The organism is Pseudomonas sp. JL2 (assembly GCF_031570495.1).
Classification (GTDB): Bacteria; Pseudomonadota; Gammaproteobacteria; order Pseudomonadales; family Pseudomonadaceae; genus Aquipseudomonas; species Aquipseudomonas rhizophila.
This window is the reverse complement of sequence record NZ_JAKUDH010000037.1, coordinates 1-16,151: the sequence shown is the minus strand read 5'-3', so window position 1 is coordinate 16,151 and position 16,151 is coordinate 1. Positions and strand designations below refer to the sequence as shown.

Annotated in this window: 18 protein-coding genes and 6 pseudogenes; 9 read left to right on the top strand and 15 right to left on the bottom strand. The window is 54.2% G+C overall.

The genetic code is table 11. The features are described 5' to 3' along the window. Positions 1-271: 271 nt before the first annotated feature. The 6 genes and pseudogenes from MKS85_RS27670 to MKS85_RS27645 form a co-directional block, all read right to left on the bottom strand. Positions 272-412: pseudogene (locus MKS85_RS27670) on the bottom strand (Arc family DNA-binding protein); the annotation flags it as partial. An 84-nt stretch (positions 413-496) separates the two neighbouring features. Then, the gene (locus tag MKS85_RS27665) at positions 497-916 is read right to left on the bottom strand and encodes a hypothetical protein (protein WP_310663220.1); all 420 of its coding nucleotides are present in this window, start codon (positions 914-916) and stop codon (positions 497-499) included. Positions 917-1,307: 391 nt separating this feature from the next. Beyond that, positions 1,308-1,448: pseudogene (locus MKS85_RS27660) on the bottom strand (Arc family DNA-binding protein); the annotation flags it as partial. A gap of 41 nt (positions 1,449-1,489) precedes the next feature. Beyond that, a complete protein-coding gene (locus tag MKS85_RS27655; protein WP_083374992.1) occupies positions 1,490-1,837 on the bottom strand; it encodes a type II toxin-antitoxin system ChpB family toxin in 348 nt (115 codons plus the stop codon). Next, on the bottom strand, positions 1,834-2,088 hold the full coding sequence (locus tag MKS85_RS27650) for an AbrB/MazE/SpoVT family DNA-binding domain-containing protein (protein ID WP_083374993.1): 255 nt from the start codon (positions 2,086-2,088) through the stop codon (positions 1,834-1,836). Before MKS85_RS27650 ends, MKS85_RS27655 begins: the two co-directional genes overlap by 4 nt. Positions 2,089-2,530: 442 nt before the next feature. Next, the gene (locus tag MKS85_RS27645; RefSeq protein WP_310663219.1) at positions 2,531-2,848 is read right to left on the bottom strand and encodes a hypothetical protein; all 318 of its coding nucleotides are present in this window, start codon (positions 2,846-2,848) and stop codon (positions 2,531-2,533) included. Between the two features lie 230 nt (positions 2,849-3,078). Here MKS85_RS27645 and MKS85_RS27640 point away from each other — a divergent pair. Together MKS85_RS27640 and MKS85_RS29110 are read left to right on the top strand one after the other, a co-directional pair. After that, positions 3,079-3,870 (top strand): annotated as a pseudogene (locus tag MKS85_RS27640) (IS5 family transposase); the annotation flags it as partial. 158 nt (positions 3,871-4,028) lie between these two features. Beyond that, positions 4,029-4,280 (top strand): annotated as a pseudogene (locus MKS85_RS29110) (TraI domain-containing protein); the annotation flags it as partial. Here the strand turns inward: MKS85_RS29110 and MKS85_RS27635 are convergent. Then, positions 4,212-4,877 (bottom strand): hypothetical protein, encoded by a 666-nt coding sequence (locus tag MKS85_RS27635; protein ID WP_310663218.1) that lies wholly within the window; start codon positions 4,875-4,877, stop codon positions 4,212-4,214. The pseudogene MKS85_RS29110 and the gene MKS85_RS27635 overlap by 69 nt on opposite strands. A 94-nt stretch (positions 4,878-4,971) precedes the next feature. On the opposite strand from MKS85_RS27635, the gene MKS85_RS27630 reads away from it, so the two are divergent. After that, positions 4,972-6,060 (top strand): WYL domain-containing protein, encoded by a 1,089-nt coding sequence (locus MKS85_RS27630; RefSeq protein ID WP_310663217.1) that lies wholly within the window; start codon positions 4,972-4,974, stop codon positions 6,058-6,060. Between the two features lie 306 nt (positions 6,061-6,366). On the opposite strand, the gene MKS85_RS27625 is transcribed toward MKS85_RS27630, so the two are convergent. The 3 genes and pseudogenes from MKS85_RS27625 to MKS85_RS27615 all read right to left on the bottom strand — a co-directional run bounded on the left by MKS85_RS27625 (position 6,367) and on the right by MKS85_RS27615 (position 9,097). Then, positions 6,367-7,860 carry a tyrosine-type recombinase/integrase gene (locus MKS85_RS27625; protein WP_310663216.1) on the bottom strand — a complete coding sequence of 498 codons (1,494 nt, stop codon included), beginning with the start codon at positions 7,858-7,860 and terminating at the stop codon, positions 6,367-6,369. Between the two features lie 282 nt (positions 7,861-8,142). Further along, a pseudogene (locus MKS85_RS27620) lies at positions 8,143-8,362 on the bottom strand (integrase); the annotation flags it as partial. A 333-nt stretch (positions 8,363-8,695) separates the two neighbouring features. Beyond that, positions 8,696-9,097, bottom strand: coding sequence for an ASCH domain-containing protein (locus MKS85_RS27615; protein ID WP_310663215.1), 402 nt, complete (start codon positions 9,095-9,097; stop codon positions 8,696-8,698). A gap of 62 nt (positions 9,098-9,159) precedes the next feature. On the opposite strand from MKS85_RS27615, the gene MKS85_RS27610 reads away from it, so the two are divergent. Then, on the top strand, positions 9,160-9,684 hold the full coding sequence (locus tag MKS85_RS27610; protein ID WP_310663214.1) for a hypothetical protein: 525 nt from the start codon (positions 9,160-9,162) through the stop codon (positions 9,682-9,684). Here the strand turns inward: MKS85_RS27610 and MKS85_RS29105 are convergent. Together MKS85_RS29105 and MKS85_RS29100 are read right to left on the bottom strand one after the other, a co-directional pair. After that, entirely contained in the window at positions 9,674-9,814 is a 141-nt protein-coding gene (locus MKS85_RS29105; RefSeq protein ID WP_409078038.1) for a DUF4406 domain-containing protein, read from the bottom strand. The genes MKS85_RS27610 and MKS85_RS29105 overlap by 11 nt on opposite strands. Then, positions 9,814-9,954: a hypothetical protein gene (locus tag MKS85_RS29100; RefSeq protein ID WP_409078037.1), complete on the bottom strand. Its 141-nt coding sequence runs from the start codon at positions 9,952-9,954 to the stop codon at positions 9,814-9,816. The genes MKS85_RS29105 and MKS85_RS29100 overlap by 1 nt, the downstream gene beginning before the upstream one ends. Before the next feature lie 142 nt (positions 9,955-10,096). On the opposite strand from MKS85_RS29100, the gene MKS85_RS27600 reads away from it, so the two are divergent. Together MKS85_RS27600 and MKS85_RS27595 are read left to right on the top strand one after the other, a co-directional pair. Further along, positions 10,097-10,630, top strand: coding sequence for a hypothetical protein (locus tag MKS85_RS27600; RefSeq protein WP_310663213.1), 534 nt, complete (start codon positions 10,097-10,099; stop codon positions 10,628-10,630). Between the two features lie 319 nt (positions 10,631-10,949). After that, a complete protein-coding gene (locus MKS85_RS27595; RefSeq protein WP_310663212.1) occupies positions 10,950-11,171 on the top strand; it encodes a hypothetical protein in 222 nt (73 codons plus the stop codon). Here MKS85_RS27595 and MKS85_RS27585 read toward each other — a convergent pair. Next, positions 11,172-12,815: pseudogene (locus MKS85_RS27585) on the bottom strand (DNA cytosine methyltransferase). Positions 12,816-13,298: 483 nt separating this feature from the next. Between MKS85_RS27585 and MKS85_RS27580 the strand changes: the two are divergent. The 3 genes from MKS85_RS27580 (at position 13,299) to MKS85_RS27570 (ending at position 15,096) form a co-directional block, all read left to right on the top strand. Beyond that, positions 13,299-13,511 carry a hypothetical protein gene (locus tag MKS85_RS27580; protein ID WP_310663211.1) on the top strand — a complete coding sequence of 71 codons (213 nt, stop codon included), beginning with the start codon at positions 13,299-13,301 and terminating at the stop codon, positions 13,509-13,511. 164 nt (positions 13,512-13,675) lie between these two features. After that, positions 13,676-14,179 (top strand): hypothetical protein, encoded by a 504-nt coding sequence (locus MKS85_RS27575; protein WP_310663210.1) that lies wholly within the window; start codon positions 13,676-13,678, stop codon positions 14,177-14,179. Positions 14,180-14,361: 182 nt separating this feature from the next. Continuing rightward, positions 14,362-15,096 carry a DUF5677 domain-containing protein gene (locus MKS85_RS27570; protein WP_310663209.1) on the top strand — a complete coding sequence of 245 codons (735 nt, stop codon included), beginning with the start codon at positions 14,362-14,364 and terminating at the stop codon, positions 15,094-15,096. Between the two features lie 15 nt (positions 15,097-15,111). On the opposite strand, the gene MKS85_RS27565 is transcribed toward MKS85_RS27570, so the two are convergent. Both MKS85_RS27565 and MKS85_RS27560 read right to left on the bottom strand, forming a co-directional pair. After that, the gene (locus tag MKS85_RS27565) at positions 15,112-15,474 is read right to left on the bottom strand and encodes a hypothetical protein (RefSeq protein ID WP_310663208.1); all 363 of its coding nucleotides are present in this window, start codon (positions 15,472-15,474) and stop codon (positions 15,112-15,114) included. 173 nt (positions 15,475-15,647) lie between these two features. Then, complete coding sequence (locus tag MKS85_RS27560; RefSeq protein ID WP_310663207.1) at positions 15,648-16,073, bottom strand: hypothetical protein; 426 nt, start codon at positions 16,071-16,073, stop codon at positions 15,648-15,650. Positions 16,074-16,151: the final 78 nt, after the last annotated feature.

Genomic DNA, 16,151 nt, shown 5'->3' with positions numbered 1-16,151 from the left:
CCGCCATGGTACTGCCAAAAGCCCAATCAAGGGCCGGTGGTGTGCAGCGGGAATTTCCTTTAGGGCTGTGCNATTATAATCATTTCTTACTTCCTTATTCATGTTCTTTGGCGCGAAATGCCCCGCCATGGTACTGCCAAAAGCCCAATCAAGGGCCGGTGGTGTGCAGCGGGAATTTCCTTTAGGGCTGTGCTGCCGCCTCAAGAATTGCGATCTTCTGATTCAGAAAGCTGTTGAGTTGCCGCATCTCCTCGTATTTCCGCTCAAGGTCCAGCGAGCCATCAATTCGCGCGATAATTTCACTGTTCATGCTTCGGTGATTGTTTCCTGCCGCCTCGTTGATACGTTCACGCAGCCCATCCGGCAGGCGCACTACGAACTTATCTGCCGTCCTAGAGTTATACGACGGCATCAGGGTCGGCTCAGGTTTGCGTGGCATGCTATTTCCGTTAACTGTGGTTGTTGGCAGCCGACTCGCTGAATCGGCTCTCGACAATCACTGATCGAACCCGAAGTGAGCCGAAAGGATGCTGCGCATTTGTTGGTACACCTCCGGGCTGCTGGTTGCCATCCGAGCTAGGCCAGTGCTCAGCCCTGCGGCTGGAAACACCACCGTCCTGGTGCGCGCAAGTACGTACAGCTCGCGTAAAGCTTGCAACACTGCCTGCACCTCATCAGGCCGATCCGAGAAGAAGGCCGATGCCGCCATAGAAGGTGCACGCTTGGTAGGAATGCCGAAAGCATTCGGCTCGCCTCGCACGGCTGCTTGGCCAGCAGTACCACGGCGCAAAAGGTTGTCGCCGAAGACGTAGATTTTGTCCGGATTACTCCGCAGAAGCTCCACGCTCAGATGCGCTTCAACCATTGCTTTGCTAGATGCTTGAGCCGAATTTTGATTTGCTTGAGAGTGATTCAAATCGGATTCCCCCGAGGTAGTTACCATTGCTTCGCTGAGTGCCTTTCGCCGTAGCACGCCGGTTGACTGGCCGGGAAAGCGCACTGCAAGGGCAAAAGCGGAAGCCGCAGCTAAGCGAGCAGAGCGAGTCTGAGCGGGTGAGCATTTTGGGCGTAGCCATTCCCTTGCTGGGTGCCCCGGCCTGGCTACCGTCAAGTGCAGGCGGAAGGTTCGCAGCGATGCAGGCGCACACGGCACAGCGGACTTGAACACTGCTTGACCTACGCTCTGCATCTTCATGGGACTTTCCGTCGAATTTCCCTCAGGGCTGTGATGCCGCCTCAAGAATTGCGATCTTCTGATTCAGAAAGCTGTTCAGTTGCCGCATCTCTTCGTATTTCCGCTCAAGATCCAGCGAGCCATTAATTCGCGCGACAATTTCACCGTTCATGCTTCGGTGATTGTTTTCTGTCGCCTCGTTGATACGTTCACGCAGCCCATCTGGCAGGCGCACTACGAACTTATCTGCCGTCCTAGAGTTGTACGACGGCATCAGAGTCGGTACAGGTTTGCTTGGCATGTTGGTTTTCCCCGTTACTCAAAGAGTGCTTGGACACGGGCCAGCACATCGTCAATCACAACCTCGGGAACCGACTCAATACGCTTTGCGCCACGAGCCTCAAGGTCAACGGTGCGAACCTGGTTACACAGAACAACACCTTGAGTCTCAGTACCTGAACCACTTAACGGCACCGCAAAACCGGCGTATCGGGCAAAGTCGCCGCCCTGCGTGATCGGTGCAATGATTGCGAGGCCAGATGCGTTATAAGCCGCAGGTGTGAGAATTAATGCCGGACGGAAATCGCCCTGCTGCTCACGGCCAGCGGTTGGATTCAGGTTCAGGCGCACAATGTCAGCCCGGTTAAATTTGGCTCGCTTCAAACTTCACGTCCTACTGGCTGCATGTCGTTCCACTCAGCCAGTTCCGCAGGCTCAGGCGCATTCAAATCACACTTGGCCATCAGATCAGCCAGCCGATAGTGCAGCTTGGCTTTTGCCGGTTTGAGCGTCATCACTCCTGCGGACGCATCGAGCATCAGCACATCGCCGCTGACCAGGCTCATTTGCTTGAGCACGGTCGCGGGCAGGCGAATCGCCGCGCTATTGCCCCACTGCTGAATTTTCACTTCCATAAAACACCTCATAAAGTAGAAACATTGTAGATACTATTCGCAAGCAGGGCAAGCCATTTATATAAACATAGTATCTACAATGCTAGCTCAGAGCAGGATATGAAGTTAACGTCTCGGCCAAGGCCGATCAGGCTCAAGATGTCGTTTTCCGTGCTCGGTATCCGGCCTAGGTTGATCCTGAGGCCGTGGACGAGGCGGGTCCTGCGGAGGTTGTCTATCGTTACTCATTGGAAAGCGCTCCGGGAACGTAAAATTGATGATTCGGAAGCTCGGATAAAACTTGCTGTTCGCATAATTTTTTTAATCCGGCCACCTCTACTCTCTCAGGGGATTTGTCGACAAAATTTCGAAGTCTTTCTTTGATGGACTTAAAGCGGTTTTGATGCACCTTTTCGTAGCCACGCGCCTGACTGATATCGAGACGTAAATTCCTCTTTTCCTATCATTCGCTTTGGTCAACGTCGCCAACAACTTTTGGCCTCAAATGGGCCTGTTTTTTGACCACGCGGAAGTAGTAGATCAGCGTCAACGGGGAGGCGATAACTACACTCATTATCAAAGCTGCTGGTAACGCGAGCACAAGCCTACTCGGGAAATCGAACTGCCTGCCAACCACCATCGCCATGAAAATGGCAACATAAAAAGCTACCTTCCCGAAGTAATCCCGTAACCACCATCCTTTAGTATCTTTGCGACCAAACCGCAGAACGAACCAACCAAAACCGAAAATCACTGCTGTCGCCAGAACTGTTGCAATCATTCTCCCCGCTCCATTTCCTATACTTCAGACCGCGCCCAGCGCAGTCTGCTGATCGTTTTGAATTGACTGATACCGACTGAGCCACGTTCGTTTAGAGCCTTTGACCCAGGCCTTGTCAGTAACGCCTCAACCGCAGAGCGATCCGCTGCGGATTCCACGGCCATCCGGCCACCTATTCCATGAGCATCCGGCCACTGATTCCACGGTGATCCGGCCACCCGTTCCACGCTCATCTGATGCAAAACTGGTTCGGCTGCAGCGATCCGGCGATGGAAGAGTCCCTCTATGAAACCACGATTCTGCGCCAGTTTGCCGGGCTGCATTTGGATCGGATTCCGGATGAAACCACGATCCTCAACTTCCGCCGGCTGTTGGAAAAACATGAGCTGGCCGGTGGGATTTTGCAGGTCATCAACGGCTATTTGGGCGACCGAGGTTTGCTGCTGCGTCAGGGAACTGTGGTCGATGCGACGATCATTCATGCGCCCAGTTCGACCAAGAACAAGGACGGTAAACGCGACCCCGAAATGCACCAGACAAAGAAAGGAAATCAGTACTATTTCGGGATGAAATCGCACATCGGTGTCGATGTTGAATCCGGTCTGGTACATAGCGTGGTGGGCACGGCGGCGAATGTGGCGGACGTGACTCAGGTCGATCAGTTGCTGCATGGCGAGGAAACTTACGTCTCTGGCGATGCCGGTTACACCGGCGTGGAGAAGCGTGCGGAGCATCAACATCGCCAGATGATCTGGTCGATCGCAGCGCGCCCCAGCAGCTATAAGAAGCATGCAAAAAAGAGTCTGATCGGTCGCATGCGCCGCAAAATCGAATACGCGAAAGCTCAAGTCCGGGCCAAGGTTGAGCATCCATTCAGGGTGATCAAGCGCCAGTTTGGTTATACGAAAGTCCGCTTCCGAGGCTTGGTGAAAAACACCGCGCAGCAGACCACACTGTTTGCCTTATCGAACCTGTGGATGATGCGAAAACGACTGTTGAATGCAGGCGAGGTGCGCCTGTGATGTGGACAATGAGCCCTGAAAAGGTGCTATTCCGCAAAAAACAGTGAACTGACAGGAGGAAAGGTCTGATTTTCGATTAAGTCGGTGTTTTTTGAACCTCAGACAGCGAGGCCGTTAAAAACGGCTGCTTACTTCAGACCTTCCCTAGGGGCTGGGTCACGGTAGACGGTGTCTTTGTTGTTTGGAAACAGGGAGCGGATGACGTCGTTAAAGAAGTCATTTCTCAGGGGGTTAATGCAATTCCCCGCCCCCCCGATTTATTGGCAAATGTGCTCATTGACAATGGCCTCGCCGATCATGGCCCTGATGGGGGTCCTTATTGGGACGTCGCACCGTTTGATTTAAGGAAAGTTGATCCAGCAGGGTTTACTGTTGACGCCGACGCCGAATTGACCCAAGTGCCGATGTAAGACTGACCCACCTCCAATAGGCACCAATCTAGAACAGGCAATGGTTTGCGAGGAATCAGACTGGGTCAGTGACATCTCGGCAAGTAGGTCAATTTGGCGTCGGCGCCAACACAGCGAGTAAACTTTGGTCATTCCAGAGTTGAAGCGCAGGTGCTTTGAGCGCAGAGCGGGAGCAAGCTCATCGCCGGCGTCCATTGCTGCCTGTACCGATTTCAGCAGGCTCGCCAGTCCTATCTTGTTCGCCTTGAGCCAGGTCGCGTTGCCCGCAATCACGCCACCCCAGCTCATCACGTCAAGGGCAGCATCAAGAGCGCGACTGTCATTGCCATTAAGGTTGTCGAGGTCTTTGCGCAGTGCCGTCAGGGCAAAGCCATTGCTCATGGAGCAGTTACCCGGATTGAACGCCAATCGCGAGTTTCCCGGATGATTCCAACGGTAGTGAGCGAAGGCGTCAAACAAGCTGTTACACGACCATTGCGCACCGGTTCGACGATCAACATACTCATGCGTGAAGTGCGATTTAGAGTCGAGTTCTGCCGCGAGCCAGTCGGTGAACTGAGACACATGGGGGAGGGCGAGGTAGGTTTGGCGATTCATGAATACTCCTGTGGGCTGGCATTACGGTTAGCGAGATTGCCTGCCAGCCAGAGCATCAAAACATCGGATAGGGACAGATCGTGTCCGCAATAGGATGACTGTGGAAAATAAAGTGGATTTGTTTGATCGCCGAGATTGCCTGCGCAAGATTTTGCTTGAGTACAAGGAGCCGCAGTCGACCACCGTTCTGCATGAGCGTCTCTGCTCCGAATTAGAGCTTGAGAATCACATTCCCAGAAGTACGCAACGGGATCTTGATGCATTGGAACGCATTGGTGATGTCAGACAGGTCAAGCTGGACTTGGACCTGCGAGCCAATTTTTGGGAGTGGGCAGGGCCTGGCCTTGATCTGACGCTCTTGCCTACGGAGGCCATGACGGTATCGGCCATCATCGATCATGCGGCTCGTTTTGGCCTTCAGGCGCCATCCGAAATGCTAGGGAAGCTGCGTAAATACGTTGATGCCGTCATGAGCAAGGGACCTCACCGTAAGCTGGAGTGGTCCAAGCGCATCACCACAGGTACTCGCTTCACGGTGTTGCATCCCGGGCGATCCGATCCCGCTCATGTGGTCAGGATTCAAGATGCTCTTCGATACAATGAGCCGTTGAAGGTCACGTATCTGCCCCGGGATGCCGGGGGCGTCGAGTGTGTCGACCACCTCAAACCCCTGGCGCTCTCCTATCAGGATTCGAACATCTACCTGTCTGCCTATGTTCTAACAGAAGAGTGGCCAGAAGGCTGTGCACCCGAGCCCGGCGCAAAGCGCGGTAAGTACAGCAGCAATGGTCCGAAAACACAGTGCGCGCTCATGCTCCATCGAGTGGTGGCGGTTACAGAAAGCAGCCGGTATATCCCTGAGCCTGAAGACGTCGACGTCAATTCGCTCGAGACGCAAAAGCACCTCATGACGATTCATGGTGATGAACCCGTTGAGCTCAGGCTTCGGCTAGGTGCCAACTTGCACAACCGACTTACAGAGAATCGGCTGGCAGATGACCAGACCATGGTGCAATTGTCCGACGGAAAATGGGATCTGAATTGCACCCTGCGTGATACTCAAGGCCTGAGATTGTTTCTGCTGAGCAATTCGGACGAGATCGAAGTGCTTGGACCTCCCGTTATCCGCGCACATGTGCGAGATGCGTTGCGTCGCGCAGTGAGTCTTTACGCTGATGATTGATCTTGTGTGCTGAGCGGGAGATGCACCTGCTCAGCCATACAACCAAGCCGTAAGCTCCTTCAGATTGTTCACCTAGACCTGCTGCGCCTCAGGCTTGGGAGCCAGCTTATTCGAAATAGTCTGATACCGCTGCAACATCCTTCGCCAACGCCTGGCGGCTGGGAGTCTCCAGCTTGCCTTCCAGATTCTAGCGAGAAGGTTGCCTGAATCGCCCAGGCGTCGTAGATATATCGAGTGGCTGCTGTTGGCCGATTTCTACTGGTCATGACTGGCCGAAATCGACCCGAAGCAAGCGCTCGGCGAAAGCTACGAATCCAAGAGATACTCCGTAGTGCAGAATCTGACCTGTGGAGTCGGCAGTGACCCAGTCGCGGCGTAGTCTGGAAAAGACATCATCGACTCGGTCGGTGTGTGCTCATAGGTTGAGGACAGCACTGCACTGAGGCGATCGCCCAACAGGTTCCAGGCGCGCTTCTTCTCTTCTGCATAATCGTGATGCAGGTAGTGGCGCCTCACCCGGGAGCCGGCCAGCACATGGTTTTGGCAGCGATCGATGACGTCCAGGCTGACACCCAACGCCTGCATCATGGTCGCGCCCGTGCGGCGCAGGTCATGCGGCGTCCAGTCGCCGTTTTGGCCGTCGGCAAGGACCAGGGTGTCGTCATGACGCCGTCTGGAAAGGGCCTTGCGGTTTTTGAACCGGGCCTGGCGATCGCCGACCTGTTTACTCACCACTTTCACGTCCACATGCCCATCATCCTGCTTGTTCGGAAAACACCATTGTGAGTCTCCCGTCAGGGTCTTGAGTTCTTGAAAGAAATGCAGGGCGAAGGGGGAGAGGAACACATGGTGGTCCTGCTTTTTGCCGCGAGTGCCTTTGACGTTCTCGCTGGGGAGAAACCAGGTCTGCCGGTCCAGATCGATATTTTTCCATTCGGCCTGCAGCAACTCGCCGATCCGGCACAGGGTGCCCAAGCTGATCCAGAGCGCAAGTTGGGTTTCCTTCTTTAGCGGCCGAATGCCGTCGTACTTTTGACCCGCGGGGAGGGCGTTGTAGTCGGCGGTCATTTGCTGGAAGCGGTTGTGCAGTTCCAACAGCTCAGCCGACGAAAGGATCCTGCTTCTTTCGGCCTCGTAGTCGGCCGGGATCAGGGGGGAGATGTCGACCAGCTCAGTTGGATCACCCTCGATCAATAAGGCCCGCCAGGGTTGGCGCTTTCTAGCCCAGCTGAACATCTGGGTGAGGTCGGCGAAGAAGCTGATGGCTTGCCGATGAGCGCCGCGGTTGACCACGGCCCGGATCAGCGCCCGAACATCGTGTTCGGAGACGCTGCTCACCGCGGTCTTGCCGAGTGCTGGGTATAGGTCCTTGTTAAAACGCCGTTTCAACTCTGCATTACCGTCTTTGCGCGCGACGCCATCCACCAGCCAAGCCTTGGCCAGATCCTGGACGGTCAGCGTTTGCACCTTCGTCGTTTTTACTTGTTCGGCCTCAACGTTAGCAGCGGCGTATGCCTGTGCCTTGGCGGTTTTCTTTTGCTCGTTGGGATTGATCTGCTCATCAATGAGTGCCCTGGCCTGGTTACGCGCCTTACGGATGTCCGTCAGGGATTTGCGCGGCCAGGAGCCGCAGGAGTACTCTTTGTTCTGGTCGCCCCACCGATAGCGATAAAAAAAGCTGACCGACACACCGTCCTTACGCACGGAGATTCGACCGGCGAGATTGCCATCCTCCCTGAGGATCCGGCCAGCATCATTGGCGGTCAGCGACTCAAGTTCTTTGATGGTAATTTTGGCCATGAAATGGACTTCCCCTACTTTTACCCCCACAAAAACGTCGGCTCTTGATGGACGTTACTGGACTCTCGTAGAGCAGAACACCGCTGGAGCTCAAGTAAATACTAGCTTAGAAAAATCCAGAGTAAAATTTTGGAAGCTTTCAAGAAGTACGAAAAAGGAGATGGGGTGCTAGGGGTCGAGTGTTCGAATCACTCCGTCCCGACCATTATTCCTGAGTAAATCAGACAGTTAAGCCGATCAGATGGATCGGCTTTTTTGTGCTCGCGCAAAACATGCGCAAAACTAACCGGTGATTTCGCTGATATTCAGGTCTGGGATTGCCTCCGACCACACGATATCCGCGTGATCCCTCTGGTAGTTCTGGTCATGGCATGGCCGGCGATCTTCTGCCCATCCTTTCCGGCTTTCTGATACAGGTGCAGCGACAGCGCACGCACTTCGTGGAAGCCCGGCATTTCCTCTTCTATCGACCCCTTGAACAACCCGCCGCTTCCCGGACCCCATCGAATCGCTGGCGCCGTAGACGATCACCAGGCCAGAGCCCTTGGCGACCTGGAAGAGGTCTTTATGGATGCGGCAAGGGTAGGCGATTGCGCATATACGATCCGCGAGGTCTTCTTTGTTCATGGCATAGCTCCGCCCGCCGTTTACCAGCAGGCTGTGAGTTGTAAGGGTTTGGTTTGTAGTTATATGGCTTTGGTGGGGGCTTGTATCAGGGTATGGCTGATATACGAGGAAGCCTCATTCGAATAAGGTTCTGTAGTTCGCCCTGCCAGGTGTTTCAGAGAAATGCTGAGTGGCCGCAGCTGGTCAGGGTGGGCTTTTTTTTGGTTCTTCACGAAATTCCGGGAAAGACAGAAACAAGAACGCTCTTCAGGAACTTCGAAAACCCAAGCTGCCCCTTGTACGGCACAAACGAAATGGGCTCGACCGAGTCGACAATGAAGCCGTACTTGCCGAAAAACCAGGGCGACTCCGCCTGATAAACGCAATCATAGAGGTGGGCGACGCCAACCAGACCGCCCCTCTTAAGTTCGTCGAACCCTGGTACTTCGGTGCCCATTGATCCCGCGAAGCCCTTGGTATCTTCGTACTCCTGCCGGGTCATACCATTTGATGCGTGAATCAGGAAGCGTCCACGGAACTTGGTAGGCCAGTCCCGGTTCTCGATGTGCTTGTGGCCATTGACGATCAGCCAGGCCAGGGCTGGCGAATTGAAAGTGCTTTCATCTGGCAATACCTGTCCTTGACGCTAGCGGCTGACTGTTATCTGTGAGTTGGCGTAGGATGAGGTTTGGAATGGCTAGATCAATTGGAGCTTGTATGGTATTTGGAAGTGATCGCGAAAAGCTCAATAAATATATGGCAGAGTTCGAGCGTGAATCGGATAGGGGGTGTGCAGTTCTTGTGCTGTGTACTTTGGAAGATCTCCTTATTCAGGCTATAAAAAGCCGCTTGCCCAATTGCTCAAATGATGAGTTTAGAAATCTAGCGCCTCTTGGTCGACTTTCAGTAACCATAACTAATGCTTTTTTGCTTGGGGTTTTGTCTGAAAAAGAGCGGGCGGATTTTTCGCTATTAGTAAAGGTTAGGAATAAGTTTGCGCATGGTGCATTTCTCGATCTGAGCTTTTTACATGATGATGTAGCTTATCTTTGTAATAAGCTGGTGTTGTGTGATTCATTTGATGAGTTTGTTATAAATAATCCAAGAAGGCGTTTCATGTTTTCAGCAATTATGATTTATTTGATGTTGCATCACTGTTCGAGTAACAGTAATTGGCGTCTTGAGGTCAAAGAAGAGTCAGAGTATGTCATAACCTAATGGCGTGGCTGAGTACCAGATCATGGGCATTCACAATCTTCATGCCGAGCTCTTTGCCGATGTGCACTTCGAGGCTGGCGCCGCGGGAATCCTGCCAGCCGGGCAGGGTGGCCACGGTGTCGCAGTCCATCAGCGCCTTGATGTCGCGGCGCATGCATTCGCTCCAAGTGCCTGGGTCAGGGTGAATTCGGCGGGGTTGACGACGATGTGCCCGGCCTCGCGCAGGCTGGCTGCAGTGATGTGGAAGAGGGGGAAGTTCAGGTCCAGCATGTTGGTCATGGGACCGCTGAGGTAGATGCGCTTCATGCCGCCACCTGCTGTTGTTGATGGCCCAGAGCCTCTTGTACGACCGCGATGATCCGACACAGGTAGTTCCAAGTGGGATAGGCTCAATCGCCTTGTCGTCCACCACGTGCCACCAGTCCGCGCCGAACAGATCGGTCAACAGCTCGCCGTGCTGGTGCGCGTTCGTGATCGACTCGATGTTGCGCAGGTCGTCGATCTGGTCGTAGAGATCGCGAGCGTTTTCACTGTCAAGGCTATCGCCGAACTCCCAATAGCCCTTGCGCATGCGTCGCCGGTCAACGACTGCCTTTCTCGCAAGCTTCATCAGGGCGTCGTTAGAAAAGCGCATCGCGCCCATGCTGGGCGAGAAGTAGCCGATGATGTAGTGCTCATCCAGCCGGCAAAAGAACTGAGCGAGGGTGTGCCCATCCCACATTCCGCCCCAGTAGGCGTGCCAGCTCTTGTCCCAGCAACTGACGGTGATTTTGCCCTTGCGTGGAGCCAGGTCTTCCAGGAACACCGTGATCGGATCCAGGCCCTGCGCACCGGTGATAACCAGCTTCGTGACTGTCGACCGCTCAATGCTCAGCGGCTCGGCCTGTTTGTTTTCTGTTGGCATGAAATACACCTCGGTGTGCATAAGAACGTAATGTCCGGGTAAAAGGAGTTCAGCCCGCCATTTCGGTGGGCAATCGGAGGTTTGTATGAAGATCACAATTGCAGAAATGCAGCTTGCTGATGGCACTTCGGTGAAGTACGCCAGGGTGCTCAAACGTTATGGCCGGCAATGGGTTGGGCAGAGTTTTGGACTAACTTGGCTGATTCAGGAGCAAATATATGGATCGGAGTGCGTAGGTAAGCACGCCTAGGAGGTCTCTGCGGACATGGACGTTCTATGCCGAGGCATGCCCGGGCGGTGGAGGGTGGAGGGTGGAGGTTTGATAAGAGATGATCTACGTTTGCAGAAAAGGAGCCTCCGCATGGAACAGAAGACGCGCCCGACTCGATCAGAAAGGCGAAACAAGAAGCACCAGTTCAATGATCTGAAGGAACTGCTTGAGGCGACTCCTGTCGAGTATCAGCCCAAGCTGTATGAGCGCTTTGAGCGTGAAAGGATCGCTGCCAACAAAGAAAAGTCGGGAAAGAAAAAGCGCGGTGGGTGGCCGTTTCTCCCCGGTAGCTTTGAAGGTGGATCGCGCTGATCAGTTCGCAATCTGTTCCAGTATCCGCCGACCGATCCAGTGAACGCCGGTGACCGCCTTACTGTTGCCGATGGCCTTGTAGCGCGGCCCGTCGGCAGCGGCTCGCAGACATTGTTCGAAAGTCATGCGGCCGCCACGCATCAGGTACTTCGCGTAGTCAGCGTCCAGCTTCTCTGGGCGAATCGAACGCCCGTACGGGGTCAGGGTGTAATCGTCGGGCATGCCCTGTAGGCGTTCGCATTCCCTTGGCGTGAGCCGCCGAACCACTGACCCAATCTGCGCCGCCGGCATTTCTTGTCCTGCTTTTCCACCACCACCGCTTAACGAACCAGTGATGCCGCCATCACCATCTTCGTAGCGAAGCTCTGCCCTGGAGTTTTCAGCGAACGCCGCAATCATCTGTACCTCTGAGCGCGCTTCGATTATGTAAGCCAGGCCCTCTTGCACACCGGCACCGTCCAGGCCGCTCAGGGGATTTGCCCGGGTAGCACCAGCCTGGATAGCGAAACAGCGTCTCCTGCCCGTTGTTGCGTCCGAGAGCATGAGCTTGATCCGCCAGGACGCACGGGTCTTGCGTGCCTTGCACCACCAGGTGGCTGTGCCCGTGGTTGGCGTCCTGGCCCGAGCATCCTTGAAGCCTTCCATAACTGGCGTCGAGTGTTGCTGCAACACATGGCACGTCGTCATAGCTGTAGCCACCAGACTTGCGAGCGCCGCCGGCGAGTGTCGGCACAACAAAGAACGTCTCGCTTTCGATATCCAGTCGGCTGTCCTTGGCGGTGAGCGTGGCAGCGCGCTCGATCGATCCGTCCAAGCTGTGGCCGCCGAATGCCGGGATGCCGCCGAACATGCTCACCGCTGGCCCTTCGTCGCCCTCGCAGTTCACGCAGCCGTACGGTCCGAGCTCTTCGCCGAAGATGTGTCCGCATCCGCACTGGAGCGCAGGGCCGAAAGGAGCTGTTCCGGTAACGTCTTGCCCCTGGCCTCGGCGCGGCGCAGTATCCCGGCGCAGGCCTTCTCGCTCAAAAAGTACCTCGGTGGGATCGAATCCGTCTCGAGCACTTGCGACAACGAACACACGGCGGCGTCGTTGGCCAGTCCGAAATATTGAGCGTCCAGGACCCGCCACGAGATTGTTCTTTTGGGTCCATACACACAACCAGCGTTTGGCCATTTCTTCCCTGAAGGCTGCAATTCGCAGTCTTCCCCAGCAAACGCGCCAAGAAAGCATCCGAAGGCGTTGCCTTTGTCACTGAGGACGCCGGGGACGTTCTCCCAGATGATGACGCTGGCGGGCTTTCGCTGGCCGGCGCGAACATAGTCAACTGCATCTGCAAGCTCCACGTATTTGATGGTGAGGGCGCCGCGGGGATCGGTGAGGCCTTCGCGTATCCGTGCCACGCTGAATGCCTGGCACGGGGTGCCGCCGACCAGCACGTCGGGTGCCGGGATCTTTCCAGCCAGCACCAGGGCCCCGAGCTTTGTCATGTCGCCGAGATTCGGCGTGTTGGGGTAATGGTGGGCCAGGACTGCCGACGGGAACGCCTCGATCTCAGCGAACCAGCTGGCTCGCATGCCGAGCGGCTTCCATGCAAGCGTTGCCGCTTCGATGCCGCTGCACACGCTTCCGTAAGTAATGGGCATAATGGCTACTCGCCGGTATATGTTTTAGGAGGAAGTTGTGGACGGTTTCGAGCCAATGGGCACTCACGCGGATTCAGTATCAGACGTTAGAAGGCGCATTGGTGTAGCAGCGCTGCTTACGTGCATGTCCATAATTGCTGTAGTAGTTTCCATTCAAGGGATATGGAAACCAGCTTCGGAACCGATTGGTGTATGGGTTATGCGGTCGGGAGCACTTGTGACAGTTTTCGCGATACTTGCGGATCATCTGCTCGCTGAGGGTCTACAGCGCCTACCAAACACTCTCATCAAGTTCGCGCCTTGGATGTCTTTTCAGCGCAAGCTGCTTGCTTTGCAGGTCATATTGGGCACAGTCATTTGGGGTTACGGTGATCTGCTGCCATTTCTGAACAATCCATAGAAGATCCTCTCCGGTTGGCGTGATTCGAGTTTGTGGGCTATTGGTTGATGGCCCGGCATGGGGCCGGATCAAGGAGAAAGCTAATGACTCTGCGCGCTAGACCGATATTTACTGTCAAGCAATATGAGAGCAGGCACCCGTGGATATGCATCGAGTACGCAACCGCCGATGACGATATGCCGAAAGACCTTTTTGGCTTCGAGTTGGCGAAAGGCACTACTTTTGATAAAGCGCTAGAAATCGCCAGCTATCTGAATGCAAACCTAGAGGAGTTCTCATTCACAAAGCTTCCATAGAGCACAGCGCTGACTGGTCCGGCGAGGTCCGCATCATTTCGATGCAGTCGCCGACCAGTATCTGGTGGGAAGGAGGCATATGGGATCCTCGCCGGCTGGCGCGATTCGTTGATATGGGGTATTAAGACTTATGGCAATTCGCCAAGAATAACTAGGGATAGGGTATGCAAGCACCGACAGATAATCTGTATAAGTTTCTATCTATTGCCGGGATGTTGTGTTTTGTTTTTTTCTTTTTTGATTTAAACAAACGGTCGGATGAACTGGAATCGAAGATTGATACCTTGACGATTCAGCAAGCCGAATTTTTGGCCGCACTAGAAGGGCTTACAGAATCCTCGAATCAAATCAAAAAGGATATAGATGTTTTAATTTCAAGAAGTCCAACTATTGAAGAGCTCGTAGATGCGCAGGATAAGTTGGATATATTTAGAGAGAAAATTCAATCTAAGTTTGCTGAGCTAAAGATCGTAAATGCAAAACTAAATACCAATATTGATTTGGTTAAGGGATATTTTGATAAGCTTAAGAGATTGACGCGATTTTATAGCTGGCTCCAGTCTATCTCATTGGTGGTTTCTGTTGCTGGAGTTATTCTGTGGTATTTTAGAACTCAGAAGTATATGGATTTAAACGATAAGCAGTCTGTGAATTCAACCGCTACCTGAATTTTTCTAAGGAATGTCAAGCATTACGAAGGAGTTCGTTTCTGACTAGAGCACTTCAGTACTTGCGCCGCCCTCCGTGACCGGTGGTGGCAATTTGGTTTTGGTTGGGGTATTTGTGTTCGGCCCGGCAACGATCGGGCTTAGGCGTCAGAGCGAATTCGATTTTTTGAGGGTGCTAACAAGTGGATCAAGCCGAACTGGATGAAGCCCTGAATCTCAAAGGGTTCCTGTCGCCCTCAATGGACTTCGTTCGAGAAAGCCTAAAGTCGATCTTTAACAATTCCTTTACTGCCGCCGAGTCTGCATCTGACGCTGCACAGCGTGCGATGATGGAGGCAGGTGTCGATTGGAAAGAGCCGCACATGTTGGCTGCGTTGGTTTTTCTGCACCGGACAATCAGGAGTTGTCAGGCCGCAATAATTTTGTGCGAGCGAGGGCTCGTCGTTGATGCTCAAACCATCACGCGTTCCGCGGCGGAAGCCTTGTTTCATGGTATGGCGTTGATCAAAGATCCATCCGTATTTCCTAGAATGTCTCGTCAATGTGACATCGATGAGAAAAAGCAAGCCAAGGCGATGATCGACTCCCTATCTGACAAGGGTTTGACCAACCAAAACATAGCTGATTTAACAGAGGTTGTTCTCCGAGGGGAAGGTAACGCGCCAGGTTTTTCAACGCATGACGCGGCGCGCGTTGCCAAACTTATGCCTATTTACGACACCCTTTACCGAGGCCTATCAGTTGCAGCAAGTCACGCTACATTCAGGTCGATGGATTCTTCCTTTCATATAACAGACGAACACGTTGGCCTGATCACGGGTCCAACCGATCATAATCTGGAATTTACCCTTGGCCTTGTGCAGAGCTGCCTAGACATCGCTCGTAAAGGTCTCGATGAGAACTTCATTGTCCAATGATTCATTGTTCGGCAATTAGAGCGCCGGCACGTCGACTTCATCGTCAAGCTCTGGCGGATCATTGGCAAGCGACCTCGTGCCGGCAGCCTCGATAAGTCGCGACACCTTTTCGGTAACAACAAAAGGTGTCGTGACACACTTGAGCATCTGGGCCTGGGTTTCGAAGTCGGCGGCGATCAGGTTCATCAGCAGCTGGTAAACCTCCTGCTGGTTGTTGATGCCGTGGGCCTTCATGACGCGCTGAAGGTCCTTCTTGAAAATGCCGGCCACCTCAACCGTGAACTTCTCGATGCCCAAGGCGACAGCCTTTGCCGCTGCCTTCTCGCGCTTTCGGCGCTGCTTTAGCGCTTCCGCCGTCGGTTGTTGTTCCTCGGCCATGGCCTGCTCCTTCGATTCCGCTGGCCGGTAAGTCCAGCCGGGTCTGTCGTTTGCGTTGTTGGGTAAGGGCTGCGGATCGTTTCAAGACTTCAACTTCCCGTTGCGCAAGTGGAACGGCAGCGCCGGGAAAACGATGCTGTAGTCCTTGAGCAGGCGGTGGAATTTCTCGTAGCTCATGCCGATCTGCTCATGACCTTGGACCGGCTCAGGCCTACGTCGCGCAAGGCAGTGATCCGCTCAACCATCGGGCCGTCGGTAGCTTTGTGGCCCTGGTTGGTGGTGTATCCGCGCTTGAACTTGAAGCCCATGCGAGTTGCCATGCGCTTCAAGTCGCTCTCGCTGAGGTGAAACGTCTTCATGGCTTCAGTGACAGTCAGGGTTGGTGCTGCTGCCGCAACCTTGGATTCCGGGGAGGGGTTGGGTTCGGCCCGTGTGCCGTCACGGGCTTTGCCGTTGAACATCACGCCGAAGTCAGCGTCGCGGGCCTGCACAGGTAGTGTTTCTAAGGTGCCACGGCTTTCAAATTCCGCCGTGGCGCGGGCGATCCAGTCGCGATCTAGATCCTTTTGGCGGATGGTGCTGAGTTCTGGGCTGATCATGATCAAGCTCCTAATCTATGGGCTTGCGCCCGCGCTCTGTCGGCGACCTCATCAACCATCCGGCCAAGCTCCAGATTG

What these genes read in the sequence shown, in the direction of transcription:
- MKS85_RS27650 (WP_083374993.1), bottom strand. Translation starts at nt 2,088, where the DNA reads ATGGAAGTGAAAATTCAGCAGTGGGGCAATAGCGCGGCGATTCGCCTG.
- MKS85_RS27645 (WP_310663219.1), bottom strand. Translation starts at nt 2,848, where the DNA reads ATGATTGCAACAGTTCTGGCGACAGCAGTGATTTTCGGTTTTGGTTGG.
- MKS85_RS27635 (WP_310663218.1), bottom strand. Translation starts at nt 4,877, where the DNA reads ATGAATCGCCAAACCTACCTCGCCCTCCCCCATGTGTCTCAGTTCACC.
- MKS85_RS27630 (WP_310663217.1), top strand. Translation starts at nt 4,972, where the DNA reads ATGACTGTGGAAAATAAAGTGGATTTGTTTGATCGCCGAGATTGCCTG.
- MKS85_RS27625 (WP_310663216.1), bottom strand. Translation starts at nt 7,860, where the DNA reads ATGGCCAAAATTACCATCAAAGAACTTGAGTCGCTGACCGCCAATGAT.
- MKS85_RS27610 (WP_310663214.1), top strand. Translation starts at nt 9,160, where the DNA reads ATGGCTAGATCAATTGGAGCTTGTATGGTATTTGGAAGTGATCGCGAA.
- MKS85_RS29105 (WP_409078038.1), bottom strand. Translation starts at nt 9,814, where the DNA reads ATGGACTGCGACACCGTGGCCACCCTGCCCGGCTGGCAGGATTCCCGC.
- MKS85_RS29100 (WP_409078037.1), bottom strand. Translation starts at nt 9,954, where the DNA reads ATGCTGGACCTGAACTTCCCCCTCTTCCACATCACTGCAGCCAGCCTG.
- MKS85_RS27595 (WP_310663212.1), top strand. Translation starts at nt 10,950, where the DNA reads ATGGAACAGAAGACGCGCCCGACTCGATCAGAAAGGCGAAACAAGAAG.
- MKS85_RS27580 (WP_310663211.1), top strand. Translation starts at nt 13,299, where the DNA reads ATGACTCTGCGCGCTAGACCGATATTTACTGTCAAGCAATATGAGAGC.
- MKS85_RS27575 (WP_310663210.1), top strand. Translation starts at nt 13,676, where the DNA reads ATGCAAGCACCGACAGATAATCTGTATAAGTTTCTATCTATTGCCGGG.
- MKS85_RS27565 (WP_310663208.1), bottom strand. Translation starts at nt 15,474, where the DNA reads ATGGCCGAGGAACAACAACCGACGGCGGAAGCGCTAAAGCAGCGCCGA.
- MKS85_RS27560 (WP_310663207.1), bottom strand. Translation starts at nt 16,073, where the DNA reads ATGATCAGCCCAGAACTCAGCACCATCCGCCAAAAGGATCTAGATCGC.